Source organism: Kaistia defluvii (genome assembly GCF_026343955.1).
Classification (GTDB): domain Bacteria; phylum Pseudomonadota; class Alphaproteobacteria; order Rhizobiales; family Kaistiaceae; genus Kaistia; species Kaistia defluvii.
In genome coordinates this window covers 698,582-716,772 of sequence record NZ_JAPKNI010000002.1, presented here as the reverse complement: position 1 = coordinate 716,772, position 18,191 = coordinate 698,582, and the positions used below count along the sequence as shown (strand labels likewise).

Annotated in this window: 16 protein-coding genes; 7 read left to right on the top strand and 9 right to left on the bottom strand. The window is 66.7% G+C overall.

Translation table 11 applies throughout. The features are described 5' to 3' along the window. Positions 1-9: 9 nt before the first annotated feature. Genes OSH10_RS07620 through OSH10_RS07610 form a run of 3 tightly spaced genes read left to right on the top strand, consistent with a single transcriptional unit; the run spans position 10 to position 2,737 of the window. The gene (locus tag OSH10_RS07620; protein ID WP_266331054.1) at positions 10-918 is read left to right on the top strand and encodes an ABC transporter permease; all 909 of its coding nucleotides are present in this window, start codon (positions 10-12) and stop codon (positions 916-918) included. Continuing rightward, positions 915-1,901, top strand: coding sequence for an ABC transporter ATP-binding protein (locus tag OSH10_RS07615; protein ID WP_266331052.1), 987 nt, complete (start codon positions 915-917; stop codon positions 1,899-1,901). The genes OSH10_RS07620 and OSH10_RS07615 overlap by 4 nt, the downstream gene beginning before the upstream one ends. Then, positions 1,898-2,737: an ABC transporter ATP-binding protein gene (locus OSH10_RS07610; RefSeq protein ID WP_266331051.1), complete on the top strand. Its 840-nt coding sequence runs from the start codon at positions 1,898-1,900 to the stop codon at positions 2,735-2,737. Before OSH10_RS07615 ends, OSH10_RS07610 begins: the two co-directional genes overlap by 4 nt. Positions 2,738-2,949: 212 nt before the next feature. On the opposite strand, the gene OSH10_RS07605 is transcribed toward OSH10_RS07610, so the two are convergent. Together OSH10_RS07605 and OSH10_RS07600 are read right to left on the bottom strand one after the other, a co-directional pair. Further along, positions 2,950-3,954 carry a GntR family transcriptional regulator gene (locus tag OSH10_RS07605; protein ID WP_266331049.1) on the bottom strand — a complete coding sequence of 335 codons (1,005 nt, stop codon included), beginning with the start codon at positions 3,952-3,954 and terminating at the stop codon, positions 2,950-2,952. Continuing rightward, the gene (locus OSH10_RS07600; protein WP_266331048.1) at positions 3,936-4,697 is read right to left on the bottom strand and encodes an SDR family NAD(P)-dependent oxidoreductase; all 762 of its coding nucleotides are present in this window, start codon (positions 4,695-4,697) and stop codon (positions 3,936-3,938) included. Before OSH10_RS07600 ends, OSH10_RS07605 begins: the two co-directional genes overlap by 19 nt. A 65-nt stretch (positions 4,698-4,762) precedes the next feature. Here OSH10_RS07600 and OSH10_RS07595 point away from each other — a divergent pair, with 65 nt between their 5' ends. Genes OSH10_RS07595 through OSH10_RS07585 form a run of 3 tightly spaced genes read left to right on the top strand, consistent with a single transcriptional unit; the run spans position 4,763 to position 6,884 of the window. Further along, positions 4,763-5,938, top strand: a complete 1,176-nt coding sequence (locus OSH10_RS07595; protein WP_266331046.1) for an N-acetylglucosamine-6-phosphate deacetylase — start codon at positions 4,763-4,765, stop codon at positions 5,936-5,938. Between the two features lie 2 nt (positions 5,939-5,940). Further along, positions 5,941-6,399 (top strand): hypothetical protein, encoded by a 459-nt coding sequence (locus OSH10_RS07590; RefSeq protein WP_266331045.1) that lies wholly within the window; start codon positions 5,941-5,943, stop codon positions 6,397-6,399. Beyond that, entirely contained in the window at positions 6,396-6,884 is a 489-nt protein-coding gene (locus tag OSH10_RS07585; protein ID WP_266331044.1) for a hypothetical protein, read from the top strand. Before OSH10_RS07590 ends, OSH10_RS07585 begins: the two co-directional genes overlap by 4 nt. A gap of 175 nt (positions 6,885-7,059) precedes the next feature. On the opposite strand, the gene OSH10_RS07580 is transcribed toward OSH10_RS07585, so the two are convergent. The 7 genes from OSH10_RS07580 to OSH10_RS07550 form a co-directional block, all read right to left on the bottom strand. Next, positions 7,060-8,007 (bottom strand): ABC transporter permease, encoded by a 948-nt coding sequence (locus tag OSH10_RS07580; protein ID WP_266331042.1) that lies wholly within the window; start codon positions 8,005-8,007, stop codon positions 7,060-7,062. Next, complete coding sequence (locus OSH10_RS07575; protein ID WP_266331041.1) at positions 8,004-8,885, bottom strand: ABC transporter permease; 882 nt, start codon at positions 8,883-8,885, stop codon at positions 8,004-8,006. Before OSH10_RS07575 ends, OSH10_RS07580 begins: the two co-directional genes overlap by 4 nt. Continuing rightward, positions 8,882-10,939 carry an ABC transporter ATP-binding protein gene (locus OSH10_RS07570; protein ID WP_266331040.1) on the bottom strand — a complete coding sequence of 686 codons (2,058 nt, stop codon included), beginning with the start codon at positions 10,937-10,939 and terminating at the stop codon, positions 8,882-8,884. Before OSH10_RS07570 ends, OSH10_RS07575 begins: the two co-directional genes overlap by 4 nt. A 39-nt stretch (positions 10,940-10,978) precedes the next feature. Next, positions 10,979-12,544, bottom strand: coding sequence for an ABC transporter substrate-binding protein (locus tag OSH10_RS07565; protein ID WP_266331038.1), 1,566 nt, complete (start codon positions 12,542-12,544; stop codon positions 10,979-10,981). Positions 12,545-12,600: 56 nt separating this feature from the next. Continuing rightward, positions 12,601-14,115, bottom strand: a complete 1,515-nt coding sequence (locus tag OSH10_RS07560; RefSeq protein ID WP_266331037.1) for a M81 family metallopeptidase — start codon at positions 14,113-14,115, stop codon at positions 12,601-12,603. Between the two features lie 257 nt (positions 14,116-14,372). After that, positions 14,373-15,677 (bottom strand): type III PLP-dependent enzyme domain-containing protein, encoded by a 1,305-nt coding sequence (locus OSH10_RS07555; RefSeq protein WP_266331036.1) that lies wholly within the window; start codon positions 15,675-15,677, stop codon positions 14,373-14,375. Next, entirely contained in the window at positions 15,668-17,131 is a 1,464-nt protein-coding gene (locus OSH10_RS07550) for a M81 family metallopeptidase (RefSeq protein ID WP_266331034.1), read from the bottom strand. The genes OSH10_RS07555 and OSH10_RS07550 overlap by 10 nt, the downstream gene beginning before the upstream one ends. 263 nt (positions 17,132-17,394) lie before the next feature. Here OSH10_RS07550 and OSH10_RS07545 point away from each other — a divergent pair, with 263 nt between their 5' ends. Continuing rightward, positions 17,395-18,189: an IclR family transcriptional regulator gene (locus OSH10_RS07545; RefSeq protein ID WP_266331033.1), complete on the top strand. Its 795-nt coding sequence runs from the start codon at positions 17,395-17,397 to the stop codon at positions 18,187-18,189. The last annotated feature ends 2 nt before the right edge of the window (positions 18,190-18,191 follow it).

The following is an 18,191-nucleotide window of genomic DNA, read 5'->3' as shown; positions in this document are numbered from 1 at the left end:
GAGAGCCCCATGATCCTGAGCAAATCCTCGCATCTGCCCAACCCCGCTCCCCTGGGCGTGCCCGCCTCGCCGCCGGCCCGCAGGCAGCGGCGCAAGCTGCCCCGCAACGCCTCGCTGCTCGTCGGCATCGTGCTGACCACGATCTTTCTCGCCGTGGCGCTGGTGTCGTTCTTCTACCTGCCGTCCAATCCCAACATCCCGGTGATCCGCAACCGGCTGCTGCCCGCCGGCACGGCCGGCCACTGGCTCGGCACCGACGTGCTCGGCCGCGATATCGTCGCGCAGCTGATGGTCGGCGCGCGCACTTCGATCCTGGTCGGCGCCGGTGGCGCGACACTGAGCCTGATCCTCGGCCTGATCGCGGGGCTCGCGGCCGCCTCCTCCGGCAAGATCGCCGACGAGGCGATCTCGCGCGGCGCCGACATCCTGCTGTCGATCCCCGGCATGGTGACGGCGCTGGTGCTCGCCGCCACCATGGGCTCCGGCGCGCTCACCACCATCCTGGCGCTGACCGCCTTCTTCACGCCGTCCTTCACCCGCGTCGTCCGTTCGGCGGCCATCGGCGTGCTCAACGAGGATTTCATCACCGCCGCCCGGCTTTATGGGCGCGGCAAGATCTTCGTGCTCATCCGGCATGTGCTGCCCAACATCGCCGGCGTGATGATCGTCCAGTTCACCCTCTATTTCGCCGCCGGCATCCTGACCGAGGCGGGCCTCTCCTATCTCGGCGTCGGCGTGCACCGTCCGTCGATCTCGTGGGGGCTGATGCTGAACGAAGCGCAACAGCAGGTCGGCATCTCGTCGCCGCTCGCCATCTGGCCGGGCCTCGCCATCGTGCTGATGGTGCTGGGTCTCAACCTGCTCGGCGACGGCCTGCGCGACGTCCTTGACCCGAAGCTGGCCCGGAGAGCGTCATGAGCCAGGAAAACGCCATCGAGGTCCGCAACCTCGTCGTCCACAACACGGCGCTGACCGCCGTGCGCGGCCTCGACTTCACGCTGCCTGCCGGCGCCCGCATGGGTCTGGTCGGTGAATCCGGCTCGGGCAAGACGTTGACCGCACTCGCCCTGATGGGCCTGCTGCCGATGGGCTGGCAGGCGAATGGCAGCGTCCGGCATGACGGCGTCGACCTGATCACGCAATCCGACCGGGCGCTTTCCAGCCGGCGCGGCCGCACGATCTCCATGGTGTTCCAGGACCCGCTCTCCTCGCTCGACCCGGTCCGGCACATCGGCCAGCAGGTCTCCTCGGTCATCCGTCGCCACACCCAGGCCAGCAAGAAGGAAGCCGAGCGGCGGACCGTCGACCTGTTCCGCCAGATGTCGCTGCCGCGGCCGGAGCAGCTGATGCGCGCCTATCCGCATGAGATTTCCGGCGGCCAGCGCCAGCGCATCATGATCGCCATGGCGCTCGCCTGCTATCCGCAGTTGATCATCGCCGACGAGCCGACCACGGCGCTCGACGTCACCGTACAGAAACAGGTGCTGCGCCGGCTCAACACCGCCGTGCAGGAGCGCGGCTCCGCGCTGATCATGATCACGCATGACCTGCCCATCATTGCCGCGATGTGCGACACCGTCGCCGTCATGTATGCCGGCAAGATCGTCGAGATGGGCCCGGTTGCGGAGGTGTTCCGCAACCCTCGCCACCACTACACCAAGGGCCTGCTCGACTCCCAGCCGACCATGGACAACATCGCGCTCGATGGCAGTTCGAGGCTCGCTTCGATCCCGGGCATGGTGCCGCCGCTGCACAGCCTGCCCGCCGGCTGCGCCTTCCATCCGCGCTGCGCCGCCGCGACTGAGCAGTGCATGAGTGAGGTACCGACACTCGATGACGGCCCGCGCCGGGCCGCCTGCTGGCATCCGATCGGCGCCACGGTTCCGATGGAGGTCGCATGACCATGGCCGCAAACGATACGTCGCTCGTGCCGCCGCTGCTCGAGATGCGGCAGGTCACGCAGACCTATGCGCTGAACCGCCAGTCGCTGCTGGGCGCAAGGCCGCAGCTGACCGTGCTCGACAACATCCATTTCGATGTCCGCCCCGGCGAGGCCGTCGGCCTGGTCGGCGAATCCGGCTCCGGCAAGACGACGCTGACCCGCATCCTGACCGGCATGGAGAAGCCGCGCGAGGGGCATGTTTTCTATGACGGCCGGGACGTCTGGACAGGCGGCGCTGAGCACTGGCGCGAGTTTCGCCGCTCGGTGCAGGTGGTGATGCAGAACCCGCGCTCGTCGCTCGATCCCCGGATGCGCATCGGCTCGTCCCTGCTCGAACCGCTGCGCAGCCTGAAGATCGACGGCGACCATGCCGCGCGCGTTTTCGAGGTGCTGGACCAGGTCGGCCTGACCCGCCAGGCGCTCGAACGCTATCCGCACGAGTTCTCCGGCGGCCAGTTGCAGCGCATCGCCATCGCCCGCGCCCTGATGCCGGGCCCGAAGGTGCTGATCGCCGACGAGCCGGTTTCCGCGCTCGACGTGTCGATCCAGGCGCAGGTGCTGAACCTGCTCAAGGACCTGGTCAACAATCTGGGCCTGAGCCTGGTCTTCATCGCGCACGACCTCTCGGTCGTCGCCTACACGACAAGCCGTGTTTCGGTGATGTCGGCGGGAAGGATCGTCGAAGTCGGCAAGCCGATGGACCTCTTCGTCCGCCCGCAGGCCGAAGCGACGCAAAACCTGGTCGGCGCGATCCTGACGGTGGAGAGCGGCCTGGCGGGGAATGCGCTGGGGTAGTCCACTCCCGTCATATCCTCACCCTGGCCGTCATCCTCGCGAAAGCGAGGATCCATACAGCCACGACATTGGGCGTTTCGTACGTCAGCCAACCCGGCTGAATGGATCCCGGGTCTCCGCCCGGGATGACGCCGAGTGTGGGGCTGACGAAGAGCTGGAATGGCGGCCGCCGCCCTTCACCAACGACCCTCAGGGAGAGGTGAAGAAGCCCCCTACTCCAGAAACCGCGCCGGGAACGCATGCACGGCCGGCGGGCTTTGCCGGTCGACGAGGTTGGACTCGATCGTCGGCAGCACCTCGGCCATCCAGTCCGCCGTATCGACGACGAAACCCGGGCCCTTCTGGTCGAGCAGGAACGGATAGATCCGCGCCTCGCTCAGGCTGCGGATCAGCGGCCGCCAGCTTTGGTGGACATGGCCGCAGATCACATCCGGCTTTCCCCGCTCGATCGCCTCGACCAGAGCGGCGGTGTTGCCGATATCCGTCTCCTGGTTCACGGCGAGGATCTGCAGATCCTGCGGAACGGCCGCGCTGGCGCAGGCCTCTTGGAACGCGTTGAGCCTCGCTGCCTGCTCCTTCGAGCCGATCGTCGAGTCGAGATAGAGATAGCGTCGGCGCTCCGAACCCAGCGCCCCGAACATCCCCGCGAAAGCAGGGCCATAGTCGAGGCGGTAGGTGTGGAAGCGCGGATCGTCGAGGCTGGCGTCGATCAGGCTGACCTGGCTCGAGGTTGCGCTCAACGGCTCCAGCCGCGTCTGCCGGGTGAAGCCGGTCAGCACCACCGCGTCGAGCGTGTCCCACATGCCGGTCGGCATGCGTTCGTTGGTGAAGCTTCCCATGACGAACTCATGCCCGGCCGAGACGACGCCCTTCTCGAACGCCATCACCAGCCGCGTATAGAACTCATTGTCGAAGATGCCGCCGCCGACGATGTCGCGATTGTAGAAAAAGCCGATGCGACGGTGCGCCTCGGCCCAGGGCGTCGTCACGAGGAAGGAACCGCGCCCGACCTGGCGGCGGATGACCCCTTCGCTCTCCAGGTCCTTCAGCGTCTTCACGACCGTGATCAGCGAGAAATCACAGAGCCTGACGATCTCGTTCTGCGATTCGATGCGATCGCCCGCCTGCAACCCGCCCGTCTTCCAGCGCCGGAAAAGCCAGTCGCGGAGCTGGAGATGGCGCGGCGAGGCGTCGAGGTTCAAACCGGCGGTTCCCATGTCTTCTGGATGGCGAGGATGCCGCCATCGACGAACAGCATCTGGCCGGTGATATAGCCTGCGGCGGGCGAAGCAAGGAAGACCGCCGCGCCGCCGACATCTTCCGGTTGTCCCACGCGACCGGACGGGATCTGCTTGTTGAGCGAGGCCCGCACGCCCGGAACGTCCAGACCGCGCTGGGTCAGCGGCGTCTCGACGATGCCCGGGCCGAGGCCGTTGACGCGCACGCCGCGCCCGGCGAGCGAAACGGCGAGCGAGCGCACCAGCATCAACACCGCCCCCTTCGAGGCGTCATAGGCAACGCTGTGGCGCTCGGCGGTCACCGAATTGGTCGAGCCGACCAGAACGATGCTGGCGCCCTCCTGCCCCGGCGCCAGCAGCTGCACGAAGGCCTGCGAGGCGAAGACATAGGCCTTCACATTGAGATTGAAGGTGCGGTCGAACAGCGCCTCGGTCAGATCGTCGAAGGGCGTGTCGAGGAAGGTGCCGGCATTGTTGACCAGCGTGTCGAGGCAGCCAAGCTTGGCGTGCGCCTGTTCGACCAGCGACACCGCACCGGCGGCGGTCGAAAGATCCGACTGGATGAAATGGCACTCGGTCAGCGCCGAAAGCTTCGCCTGCGCGCCATTGTCCGGCAGGTGCGAATTGATCACCAGCCGGGCGCCCTGGCGGGCAAACGCCTCGGCGATGCCATAGCCAATGCCATGGGTCGAACCCGTCACCAGAACGCAGGGCTGCGTCATCTCTTTCTCCTTGCCGCACAGAGTTATTTTGTTAGCATGATAACATCATAACGATGGATTGCGAGATGCACGTCAAGCAGAGATGGACGAATGTCACGATCGTCACCCCCGAGGGGCAGCGGCCAAACGAGCTTCTCGTCCAGAACGACCGCATCGCCGGCATCGTCACCGCCGAGACGCCGGTCGGCGACGATTGGGAGCGGATCGACGGCAAGGGGGCGGTCCTGTTTCCCGGCATCATCGATCTGCTGCAGCATGGCTTCGGCGAACATCTCTATTGCGATGTCGATCCGGGCGCCGTCGCCGCCAATTCGCAGGTGATGCTGCGCCATGGCGTCACCGGCTTCCTGCCGACGATCCCATGCCTGCCGCCCGCGAGCATGGAAGGCGTTCTCTCCCGCCTTGCCGCCCAATGCGGCGAAGCGAAGGGCGCGCGGGCGCTCGGCGTGCATAGCGAAGGGCCCTGTTTCGGCTCGCCCGGGGCCCACAACCCGGAAAACATCGTCGCTCCCAGCGTCGAGCTGGCCGAGCGAATGCTGGCCGCGACCGGCGGCCTGCTGAAGGCCGTCACCGTGGCGCCGGAACGCGAGGGCGCGGAAGGCTTCATCGGCGTCATGAAGCGCGCCGGCGTTTCGGTCCATCTCGGCCACAGCCTGGCCCGTCCGGAGGACGTGCCGCGCTATGTCGCCTGGGGCGTCGACTCCGTCACCCACATGTACAATGTCATGCCGACCTATCCGCCGGGCAATATGGGCGTGCATGTCGTGTCGCTGACCGATGCGCTGCTGGCAGAGCCGACGCTGGCGCTCGGCCTGATCTGCGACGGCATCCATGTGGATCCGCAACTGGTCAGGCTGCTGGCGCAACTGCCCAGGGATCGCGTGTTCCTCGAAACCGACGCCATGAAATATGCCGGCACGCCGGGGCGGACCTTCGAATTCTATCCCGGCTACGTCGTCACCAGCGCGCCCGGCAAGGCGGTGCGCGACAGCCAGGGCGGGCTTTGCGGCTCGTCGCTGGCGCCGGACGAGGCAATGCGCAACTATCTCGCCTTCTCGGGCAAGGACCTGGTCCGCGCCGCGCATGCGACCAGCCTGGTGCCGGCGCGCCTGCTCGGGATGGAAAGCGAGATCGGCAGCCTCGCGCGCGGAAAGCGCGCCGATTTCTGCGTCCTCGACCCGGCGACGCTGGCCGTCAAGGCGACCTATGTCGGCGGCGAATGCCTCTATGGGAGCGTCTGAGCATGGCGACACACGAAAGTCCGATGCGCTATGAGGAGGACGGCAACGTCCATCTCGACTTCCACGGCGCGACCAACACGACGATCGACTTCATTGTCGAGCGCTTCGGCGTCGACGCCATGGATGCGATTTTCAGGAAGGTCGGCCGCGACGTCTACGCCAGCATCCGCAGCGACCTCATCGCCGGCGACACCCGCCAGCTGGTGCGCCAATGGCGCCATTTCTTCGATCGCGAGGGCGCCGAGTACGATATCGAGATCGGCGCGGACGAAATCGTTCTCACCGTTCGCCGCTGCACCGCCTGGCATCATGTGAAGGGGCTTGTCGGTCACGTCTCGCCGCATTTCTGCGACCAGACCAGCCGCACCAACGAGGCCATGGCCGAAGGCTCGCCCTTCGCCATCGATACCGAAATCACCGGCGAAGGCGCATGCCGGCAGGTGATTGCGAGGCGCGCATGATCCCGAGCGACCACTTCACGCGGTTCTACAACGAGATCTTCAAGTTCCTCGAAAGCCAGGGCGAGGAGGCGCTGGAAGCCTACTGGCTGGCGATCTCGAAGAACCAGGAGCGCCACATCCTCGATCTGATCCAGACGCAAGGGCTGGCCGGCATGTACGAGTACTGGTCGCACATCAAGATCGAGGAAAACTGCGACATGGACCTCGATTTCAACGAGGACCGCCTCGAGCTCCGGATGAATGTCTGCCCCAGCCTTTCCAAGGTGATGGACAATGACGCCGCCCCGATGGAGCGCTATTGCGATCACTGCGCCGGATGGATCGGACCGATCATGGACAAGACCGGATATCACATGGTCTACGACGTGATCGACCGCACCAAACCGCAATGCGTGACGCGGATTTTTAAAGATCCGGACAAGGCGCGCGAGGCGGAAAAATCGGCGCAATTGCTGATGGGCTGGCCGGGCCACAAGGTCGGTTAAGCCCCCGTCATCCTGGCTCACTGGAGCCTCCTTCGAGGCCCGGCTTCGCCGGGCACCTCAGGATGATGGCGGAGCTTCGCTTTCGAACGCTCAGCCATCGATGGGCTGCGCTCCGCCATCATCCTGAGGCGCTTCGCGCAGCGAAGCCTCGAAGGAGGATCGCGCGAAGCTCCCCTCACCGGTAGTCGATGCGCGGGTCAATATAGGCGTAGAGCACGTCGACGGCCAAGTTGATCGCGATGTAGAGCACCAGGATGATGACGATGCAGCCCTGGATCAGCGGGTAGTCGCGCGTCGAGATCGCCTGGATCAGCAGCCGGCCTATGCCGGGATAGGTGAAGACCGCCTCGGTCACCACCGCGCCGCCGATGAAATTCGCCATCATCAGGCCGACGATGGTGACGAAGGGCAGCAGCGCGTTGCGCAGGATGTGTACGCCGACGATCTGCCGCTCCGGCAGCCCCTTCGAGCGGGCCGTCCGCACATAGTCGGCGCGCAATTCGCTGACCAGCGACGCGCGTAAAAAGCGCGCCAGAATGCCGGAGACATAGATGCCCAGCGTCAGCGCCGGCAGCGCCAGATTGCGCAGCGCGCCGATCGGGTTCTCCCAGATCGGCACATAGGCTGAGGCCGAGGGCAGCCAGCGCAATTCCACCGCGAAGACCAGGATCAGCAGGATGCCGAGCCAGAAGGTCGGCACGCCGAGCGCCAGCGCGCTCCAGCCCGACAGCACGCGGTCGAGCCAGGAACCGGGCCGGAGCGCGGAGGCAATCGCGACCGGAATGCCGATGACGAGCGAGACGATCGTCGCGGCGACGGCAAGCTGCAGCGTCGCCGGCAGGCGTTCGCCGATCAGTTGCAGGACCGGCGCGCGGCCGCGGATCGAGATACCGAAATCGCCGCGGATCGCGTTCCAGAGCCAGTCCGCATATTGCACCAGCACCGGCCGGTCGAGGCCGAACTGCGCCGTCGCGGCGGCGATCTGTTCGGGGTTGGCATTGTCGCCGGCGATCGCGCCGATCGGCCCGCCGGGAACGGCGTAGATCATCGCCCAGATGGCGGTGGAAGCGAGCAGCAGGACGGGCGCCAGCTGCAGCAGGCGGCGCAGCACGAAACCGATCATGGCGTTGCCCCTTCGCCCTTGGGAGCGATGATGGGATCGCGGTGGCCCTCAAGCAGGCCGGAGAGCGCCCGGCCGAGCACATCGAAGGAAAGGATGGTGAGCGTCAGCACGATGCCCGGCAGAACGGCGTAATACGGCGCCTCATGCAGGTAGGATTTTCCGGTTCGCAGCATCTCGCCCCAGCTTGGGGTGGGCGGCGGCACGCCGACGCCGAGGAAGGACAGCGCTGCCTCCAGCAGGATCGCGACCGAGCAGAGCACGACGACCTGGACGAAGATCGGGCTCCAACTGTTGGGCAGAATGGTACGGAACATGTTGTAGGTGGCCGTGCCGCCGAAGGCCTCGACGGCGGTGACGAAATCGCGCTTCCTGAGCGTCAGCACCTGCGCCCGGGTGATGCGGGCGAAGCTTGGAATGCCGGTCAGGCCCACCGCGATCAGGGCCGCCGCCTGGCTGCGGCCGAGCACGGCGATCATCGCCATGGCGAACAGGATCGCCGGGAGCGCCAGCAGCACGTCGACGAAGCGCATCAGAGCCGCATCGCGCCAGCCGCCGAAAAAGCCGGCGACGAGACCGATCGGCACGCCGACCAGCGCCGCGATCATCACCGCGCCGCCCGCCGTCACCAGCGAAGTGCGCGCGCCGAAGATGACGCGGGAGAGGATGTCGCGCCCCAGTTCATCCGTGCCGAACCAGTTGGTGGCGGAAGGGCCCTTCAGGGCATTGGCAAGCTTCTGACCCACCGGATTGAGTGGCAGGAAGTCGGCGAAGATCGCCGCCAGCGTGATGCCGACGAGGAAGATCAGCGCCAGCGCCGAGCCCTTGCTGGCGAGCAGCCGGCCGAGGATGGAGAGCTTCCTGGAAGCGATCTTCTTCACGAGGCCGTCTCCATCGCGCCCGACGCGAACGCATTGCGCCGGCCATCCAGCGGGCCGGCATGGTGGCACGCCGCGCGGGTCGGGAGGTCGAGATAGCGCTCGAAGGCGGGCGCCTCGGCCGAACAGATCTCGGTGGCGCGAAAGCAGCGCGGATGGAAGGTGCAGCCCGAGGGCGGAGAGGCCGGGTTGGGGATCTCGCCTTCGAGCACGATCCGCCGCCGCGTGTCGCGCACGGCCGGATCCGGCACCGGTGCGGCCGAAAGCAGGCTTTGCGTATAGGGATGGACCGGCAGGTCGTAGAGCCCGTCGCGCGAGCTCTCCTCGACGATGCGGCCGAGATACATGACGGCGACCCGGTCCGAGACGTGGCGCACGACCGAGAGATTGTGCGCGATGAACAGATAGGCGAGACCAAGCTCCCGCTGCAGGTCCTGCAGGAGGTTGATCACCTGCGCCTGGATCGAAACGTCGAGGGCGGCGACCGGTTCGTCGAGGATCAGCAGTTTCGGCTGCAGGGCCAGCGCGCGGGCAATGCCGATGCGCTGCTTCTGGCCGCCGGAGAATTCGCTCGGGAACCGGCCGAGCATGGTGCGCGACAGCCCGACAAGATCGAACAATTCGGCGATGCGCCGCGCGCCGCCCATCTCGTCATAGAGGCCGTGGATGCGCAGTGGCTCCGCGACGATGTCCTCGACCGAGAGCACTGGATTGAGCGAGGCATAGGGGTCCTGGAAGACATATTGCATCTGCCGGCGCGCCTTGCGCATCGAACCGCGATCCAGGTCGCGGATCGATTGGCCGGCGAAGCGGATGCTGCCGCCCGTGGCGCGGATCAGGCCCATGATGGCGCGGCCGGTCGTCGTCTTGCCGCAGCCGGATTCGCCGACCAGGCTGACCGTCTCGCCCGGATTGACGGAGAGGCTGACGCCATCCACCGCCTTGACCCAGCCGGTGGTGCGCCGAAGCACGCCAGTCTTGACCGGAAAATGCACCTTCAGGCCGTCCACGACGAGCAGCGGTTCCGGCTTTTTAGGCGCCGCCACGGCATGGAGGCGCGGCTCGGCGGCAAGCGGCGCTACCGGCAGTTCCTCGGCAAAGTGGCAGGCGGACAGGCGGTTTTCGCCGACCGCTCGCAGCGCCGGATCCTCCGCCGCGCAGATCGGCCGGTCCTGGCCCACGGCGCAGCGAGGCTGGAAGGCGCAACCCTGCGGCAAGGCGCCCGGGATCGGCGGCTGGCCGGGGATCGGGTCGAGCCGTGAATCCGACGTGTCGATGCGGGGAATGCTGCGCAGCAGCGCTCGGGTATAGGGATGGCGCGGGCTCGCGAAGATCTCGGCGACCGGGGCCGTCTCGACGATGCGGCCGCCATACATGACGGCGACGCGGTCGGCGACTTCGGCGACGACGCCGAGATCGTGCGTGATCAGGATGACGGCCGAGCCCATCTCGGCCTGGCGGCGCGCCAGCACGGCCAGCACCTGCGCCTGCACGGTGACGTCGAGCGCGGTCGTCGGCTCGTCGGCGATGATCAGCTTCGGCTGGCCGGCCATCGCCATGGCGATGACGGCGCGCTGGCGCATGCCGCCGGAAAACTGGTGCGGATACTGCCCCGCCCGACCCTCGGGATCGGCGATGTCGACCTCGCGCAGCAGTTCCGCAGCGCGGGCATGCGCATCCGATTTCTTGAGCCTTCCATGTGCCACCTCGCCCTCGGTGATCTGGCGGCCGACGGTGAGCACCGGATTGAGCGTCGTGGTCGGGTCCTGGAAGATGAAGCCGACATCGCTGCCGCGCATCTTTCGGAGCGTCTCCGGCGCAGCGGTGGTGACGTCGATGCCGCAGAGGCGGATCGAGCCGGCAACCCGCGCGGTCTCGGACAGAAGTCCGGTGACCGCGAGGGAGGTGACGCTCTTGCCGGAGCCGGATTCGCCGACAATGCAGAGCACTTCATTGGGATAGACGTCGAAATCGACGCCGCGCACGACGGGCACCGAACGCCCCTCGCCGCCGAAATCCACCTTGAGCCCCCGGACGGAGAGAACCGGGTCAACCATGCGGGGATCTTCCGGCGAGAGACGCGGCGCCCGTCGCCATCACTGGAAGCCCACCGTGCGGGCGACGAACAGGTTGTCGATATCGAGCGCCAGCCCCCCGAGCTTCGGCGAGGCGACGATCAGGCCCGTGTCGTAGGAATTGGTCGGGATCGCGAAGGCATCCGTGACCAGGACACGATTGAGATTGTCGTAGGCCGCCTTCACATCGGCATCCGAACCCGAGGTCGTGTTTACCCGCTCGATGGCGGCGACATAATCGGGATGGGGATGCGGGTCCTTCAGCACCGGGTTCTTGACGACGCGGTAGATGCTGTTGGTGGCGACGCGGGAAGGGAATTTCTGCACGTTGCCGACCGCGCCGAAGGTGGCGTCGAAATTGCCGGCGAGCAGCGCCTCGGTATATTCCGCGCCCTGACGGACATCGAGCTCGATGTTGATGCCGGCTTCCGCCAGCGCGCTCTGCAGGATCTGGCTGATGACCACGGTCGGCTCGTCGCTGCCCCAGACCAGCATCTTCCAGTTACTCTGTTCTGCCGGCGTCAGACCGGACTCCGCGAGCAGTTTCTTGGCCTTGTCGAGATTATAGGCGAATTCGTCCGTGTAGGCCGCGTCGAAGGCCGGGCTCGCCGGCGCCCAGGGCAGCGCCACAACTTCGCCCAGGCCGGCATAGCCGACGCGCAGCATGCCCTCGCGGTCCATCAGATAGTTGAAGGCCTGACGGAATTTGGCGTTGGTGAAGGGCGGGCGGGTCGAGTTGATGCGGAATATCTGCACCAGCGGGCCGGGGCCGCGCAAAACCTGATAGCCGGCATCCTGCAGGCGCACGGCGCTGCGCGAGGTGCCGCCATAGACGATATCGACCGCGTCGGATTCCAGCGCCGCGCTGGCCGAGGCGTCCTCGCTGAAAATGGTGAACTCGATCTTCTCGGCGATCGGCTGGCCCTTGCGCCAGTAGTTGGGATTGGCCTTCAGCGTCAGGCCCTGGCCGACGGCGCGGCTATCCAGCAGATAGGCGCCGGTACCGGCCGGCACGGTCTCGACCGTGGCGATGCCGGCCGCCTCGATCGGGATCAGGAACTGCAGGAGATCAGTGATCTGGCGCTGCGGAGCCGGGCTCTTGAAATTGATCGTGACGGTCTTCTCGTCCGGCGTCGTCCAATCCTTGACGATCGACATGGTGGCGTAGACGTTCTTGCCGCGCTCGGGATCGGCCGCCTTGGCCAGCGTCGCCGCGACGTCGGCGGAGGTGAGCTTGGCGCCGCTATGGAAGGTGACGTCGTCGCGCAGCGTCACCGTGACGGACTGGTTGTCCGGCGCGATCGCCCAGGCGGTCGCCAGGCTCGGCACCGCCTCGCCCTCGTCCGTGTATTCGATCAGGCTGTCATAGAGGTTCTTGATCAGGTGAAAGTTCACCGTCGAGAACTGCTGCGGATCGAAATTGGTCATGTCGCCGAGCAGGGCGACGCGAAGCGTGCCGCCCTTCAGCGCCTGTTCCTCGGCGTGGAGCGGCGCAATCCAGCCGGCGCTGCCGACGACGACAGGCGCGGTCGCGGCGAGAAACAGGAAGCCCAGCCGCCTGAGTGTCCGAAGGAATTGGGTCTTCATGATGTGGGCCCCCGTTCGAGTGCATGGGGTCGGCCATGGCCGACAGGATGGGACGGTCAGGCGTCGACGCGCTGGCCGGGCTGAGACGAATGCGCCCGCCAGTCGTCAAACGTCTCGATCGGATAGATCGGGCGCGGAATCCGTTTCCACGGCAGCGTGAACACGTCCGACTGGCCGGGACCGCGCGTATCGGCGCGGATGACGGTGGATGCGATCGGCGCGAAATACTGGAAGTTCGACGCCGTCTTCAGGACCGCGATGCCGTATTCGGTCGGCTCGACCCCCATGGCCCGGTAGACGCCCGGCACGTTGCCGGCAACGGCGCGCAGCGTGGTGATCATGAGCGTAACCGGACCGACATCGAAGATGACGGACGGTCCGAGATCGACCTCGCTCTGATGGTTGTAGCCCTCGATCTTCAACAAGCCGCCGCCGACCGTGCGAACCGTGCCCGTCACTTCGAGCGGGGTGAAGAATTCCGTCGCCGCGTCGCCGCCGAGCGGCAGCGTCACCGTCGCCCCCTCGCCCGCCGCGACCAGTCTGGCCGCCGCCTCGGGCGAGATCAGCGGCACCAGCGCGCGCTTGCGGATCCCCAGGCGCAGCATGGCTTCGAGCAGCAGGTTGCTGTCGCCGGCCGCGCCGCCGAACACCGTATCGCCGGTATCGCTGAGGATCGCCAGACCGGGTGTGGCGTCCGCCTGAAGAACCGCATCGTCGACCGAGACCGACTCGCGGACCTGAAACTCGTCGCGCAGCGACCAACAGAGATCGGCCAGTTCGTCGGCGAGATTTTCCGCCAAGGCCTGGTCGTTGTCCGTGACGACGATCGTCGCCCAGCCGCCCTCGGCGACGTCGAGCCAGGGCTGCATCGGATAGTTCGATGCCTGCAGCACCCGCGGATCGGCCTCCACGGCGCGGGCCGCGTCGAACCAGACCTTCATCGGCCCCTGCGAGGTCAGGAACTGCTCCTGATGCGAGACGAGCGGGATCTTGCGCCAGGCGATCGTCGGCTTCAGCCCCTCGATCAGGATGCGCAGCAGCAGCTTGGCGCCGAGGAGGCCGGTGTCATAGACATCGTGTGGCTGGGTGCGGTGGCCGACGATGGCGGTCGCGTTGTCGATGATCTTCTGCGTGACATTGGCGTGATGATCGAGCCCGAGCACGATCGGCACGTCGGGGCCGAGAATCTCGCGGCACAGCGCGATCTGCTCGCCCTCGACATCGTCGATTCCATCCGCCGAGCAGGCGCCGTGCAGCTGCAGTTCGAGGCCGTCGATCTTGCCCGCCGCCAGCAGGCCGGCGCGGATCTTGTCCTGGAAGAACTGGAAGGTTTCCGCCGACAGGCGTCCGCCGGCCGAGGCATAGCCGCGAATGATCGGGATCAGCTCGATCTCGAGACCGGATTCCTCCATCACCTGCAGATGGCCGCCGACCTGGCCGAAGCCGCGCAGCTTCTCGAAGATTTCCTGACCTTCATAGATGCCGAAGCCCGCATAATCCTCGAGCGTCGTCGGCACCGGATTGAAGTCGTTGGTTTCCTGCGAGATGTGGATGACGGCGATACGCAACATCAATCTCCATGAGAATTACTTCTGGCCTCGCACGAATAAATCCACCGCGCAGATGACGGGTCGCCGAAACGACCAAGACATGCGTGGTATTGGGCCGGAGCGAGCAGCAGATCCGCCCGATCTATATCGAAGCCTTATTGATATTCAGGCTAGGTAGCGGTCCGTTTCGTGTCAATCCCGCGACGTTTCACTGGGCGAAACAACGCGGCACTGCAACAAATTCGTGCATTGGCACCGTGCCCCGTCCCGCGCCCCGTTCAGAAGAACGTCTTCAGCGCGCCGGTGACGCGGTAATCCTCGTCGACGCGGTAGAGCAGCGACCACTTGTCGAAGGTGGTGCAGGGATGGCTGATGCCGAAGCCGACCATGTCGCCCGTCCGGAGCGGGCTGTCCTCGGGCGTGACGAGGTGGCAATGCTGGTCGTTGAGCGCCACGACTTCATGGCCGGCCGGCATCGCGGCGGGGGCCGTCATGCTGCCATCCGGCCGATACCAGCGCAGCGGCACCGGCAGGCCGGCATCGTGGCTGACGTCGCGCTTGCCCATGGTGAGCATGGTGCGGCCCGTCTCGGGACGAGACTGCACCATCGCCCAGACCTCCAGCGCCGGCTCCAGTCCGCCTTCGGGAAGCTTCAGCGAGGTCTCGCTGACGATGCGCCGGAACGCCGCCGCATAGGCGATGGAATCATGCGTCAGGTAGCAACCGGACCGCAGCACGCGCAGCACCGGATGCGGAAACGAGACCCGGTTGAAACGCTCGACGACGCGGTCGAAGAAGGCCGAGCCGCCTGCGCTGATGACGATCGGCGCCGCGGTGGTGAACAGCCCCTCCTCCATCGCCAGCAACGCCATCGACGCGACATCGTCGATCAGGCCGTCCGCCGTTTCCGGCGTCGGCAGCATGCCCTCGAAGCATTCGAAGCCGGCAAGTTCCAGCCCAGGCGCCGCCGCGATCGCACGCGCCAGCTCGATCGCGCCCTCGCGGGTGCGGACACCCGTGCGCCCGCCGGGAAAGCCCATCTCGACCAGAATGCGCAGCGGATTGCCTTCCGGCGGCGGATTGCGGCGCGCGCCCTCGATCAGCATGGCCACGCCGTCGGGATTGTCGGCGAGGCAATAGAGCTCGAAGCCGCCCTTGGCGTGCAGCGCGCGGAAGCAGGCATCGATCGCCTGGGTGCCGACCGGCTGGTTGGCGAGCAGCACACGCCTGACGCCGAAGCGCAGGCAGACGCCGACCTGCTGCAGCGTCGCGGCGGTGATCGCCCAGGCGCCGTCCGCGATCTGCAGGTCGAACAGATGCGGCGACATCGTCGTCTTGCCATGCGGTGCGATGACGAGATCGTTCTCCGCCGTGAAGGCGCTCATCCAGGCGCTGTTGGCGGCCAGAACTTCCTGCCGGATGACGGCGACCGGCAGCGGCAGGTCGCCGGCGAGCAGGCTCCAGCCCTGCGCGGCGACATCGCCGACGGTGAGGCTTGGCGCATCATAGGGCAGCCCCTTGGTCGAGGGATCGAGTTCGAGCGCATCGAGCGAAGCGATGTCGAGGCGGGGGATCAGAGCCATGGATTGGGGTCCAGCGGTGAAAGCGGGCGACGCGCCCGGGTATAGGGAATCTTCGCCGTGTCGCTCGGATAGGGACCGCCCGTATCGAGGTAGTGCACCTTGTGGGCAATCGGCGCGAAGGCGGCGTGGAAATGGTTGGACGACTTCACCACGATGATCTTCTTGGCGGCGAGATCGACGCCGAGATCGGTGAAAACGGGCGGGCTGAAGGTCTGGGCACGGGTCGAGGCCAGCACGACATCGAGATTGCCGATCGTCACGGCCGCCGCCGGGCCGAGGCAAACCCAGCTCTGCTCGAACGGCACCAGCAGATCGTCCGTGACGCCGCGCACGACCACGCGCGCATCGATCGGCTTGCCCGAGGTCGAGGCCGCCTTGCCGCCAAAGCGCAGATCGATCTCGGCGCCGATTCCGGCCGCCCGGCAGAAACTGACGGCGACCGGATCCCAGAGCGCGCCGATGGCGGCCGGGATCTCGGGATGGCGCAGCAGCGCCTCGACCATGACGGTGGAATCGCCGGCAACGCCGCCGCCGGGATTATCCCAGCGATCGGCGAGAACGACCGGCTGGCCCAGTTCGGCCAGCGCCTGGACGATCGCCTCTTCCGGCTTGAAGTGATAAGGCCCGCCGCCGCCCGCGCCCCAGCTCAGGATCTCGCGGCCGAGGCGCTCGGCCAGCGCCGCCGCCTTGCCATGGTTGGCGGCGCCATCGGCGATCACCAGCACCTTGGTGCCGACGTCGTGGACATCCGCGGCCTGGAAGCCATGCGCGACCGAGATCGACAGGATGCCCTCCTGCCCCTCCAGCGCCAGCATGCGATCGACAAAGCCGCGGCCGGGCTCGCGGCTGGTCATGAAGCCGGTGATGGCGCGGCAATCGAAGACCGCGCTGACCGGCGCGATCTCGCGCTTCGCCGCGCGCAGGCAGAGATCGACCAGATCCTCGGCCCGTTCGAGGAAATCGGTGTGCGGGAATTCCTTGAAGGCGGCGATGACATCCGCCGCCTCGACCATCTGGTCGGTCAGGTGGCAATGCATGTCGAGTTCGGCGCCGACGATCGCCTCCGGCCCGGCGATGGCGCGGGCATGCGCCAGCAGGTCGCCCTCGCAGTCATCATAGCCGCGCGCCACCATCGCCCCATGCAGGCCGAACAGCACGACATCGACCGGCATCGCCGCGCGCAACTGGTCGAGGATCTCGTCGCGCAGGCTTTCATAGGCGGCGCGCGAGACGAGCCCGGCCGGCTCGGCCCAGGTCGCCGTGCCCTCGACAAGCGTGAAGCCATCCGTGCGGGCGCGGCGGCGCGCCGCCACCATGGGCCCGGAACAGAGCGTCGGCGTCTCGGGATGGGTGCCGGGCGGACAATAAAAGGCGCCCTCGAACGCGCTTCGATCGACGAAGAGCGGCGAGAAAGTATTCGTCTCGGTTGCCAAAGACGCCACGAAGACCCGCATTGCCGACCCCTGCTCGCCATGCCGGAAGGGCACGACATCAACTATTCTACATCATGGAACAACACTTTGGCTGCTGGGTGAAATTTAAGCGGCAGGACGGGGCACCTGTCAACAAGCCTGTCGTCGTTCCTCCATCGAAACCAGAGCTTCGGCTTGCGCACGCCCCGGAGTTGATGTCTTAATATCCGAGCGAACATCGCCATTTCGTTCTATGATATGGAATTGATGTCCGGATAGTCGCGCTAGCAACGGTCGGAACCCGCATGTCGAAGCCAGAAAACGAGCCTAGCGGCGCCGCCGTGGCCGCGCGCATCCAGTCGGTGGCCCGCGCCAAGGCGCTGCTCGACGCCATGACGAGCGGCGATTTCGTCACGCTGCGCGAGCTCGCCGCCCGCACGGGCCTTGCCAAGACCACGGCGTTCAACCTCGTCACCGCGCTGGTCGATGTCGGCCTTGCCGAGCGCGACATCAAGGGCGGCGCCTACCGGCTAAGCCTGCAGCATCTGGTCTATGGCAAGGCGGTCGAGCGCCGGCTCGACATCGCGGCGCTGGCGCAACCCTATCTGGTCCGGCTCTGCGCCGAAACGCGCGAGACCGTCAACCTGGCCCTGCCCGGCCCGACCGACGCGGTGATCGTCGAAAGCCTCGAAGGCAGCCAGACGCTGCGCGTCTCGTCCTATTCCGGCACCCGCGCCGCCTATCATTCGACAGCCTGCGGCCGCGCGCTGCTCGCCTATCAGCCCCTGTCGTTCCGACGCATCATCTACAATCTCGGCTCGCTGCCGGCCGCAACCGACCGCACCATCACCGACCCCGAAGCGCTGGAAGCCGTGCTGGAGCGCTGCCGCACCGTCGGCTGGACCACTGAATTCGAGGAAAACGAGATCGGCGGGGCTTGCGTCGCCGCGCCGATCTTCGCGCCCGGCGGCGAAGCCATCGCCGCCGTCTCCATCGCCGGCCCGTCGGCCCGCTTCGAGCCCGACGCCATCGAGAAGCTCGGCCGGCTTCTCGTCGCCACCCTCGCCGAAGTCACGGCGAACATGTCCCGCAACAGGTAGCC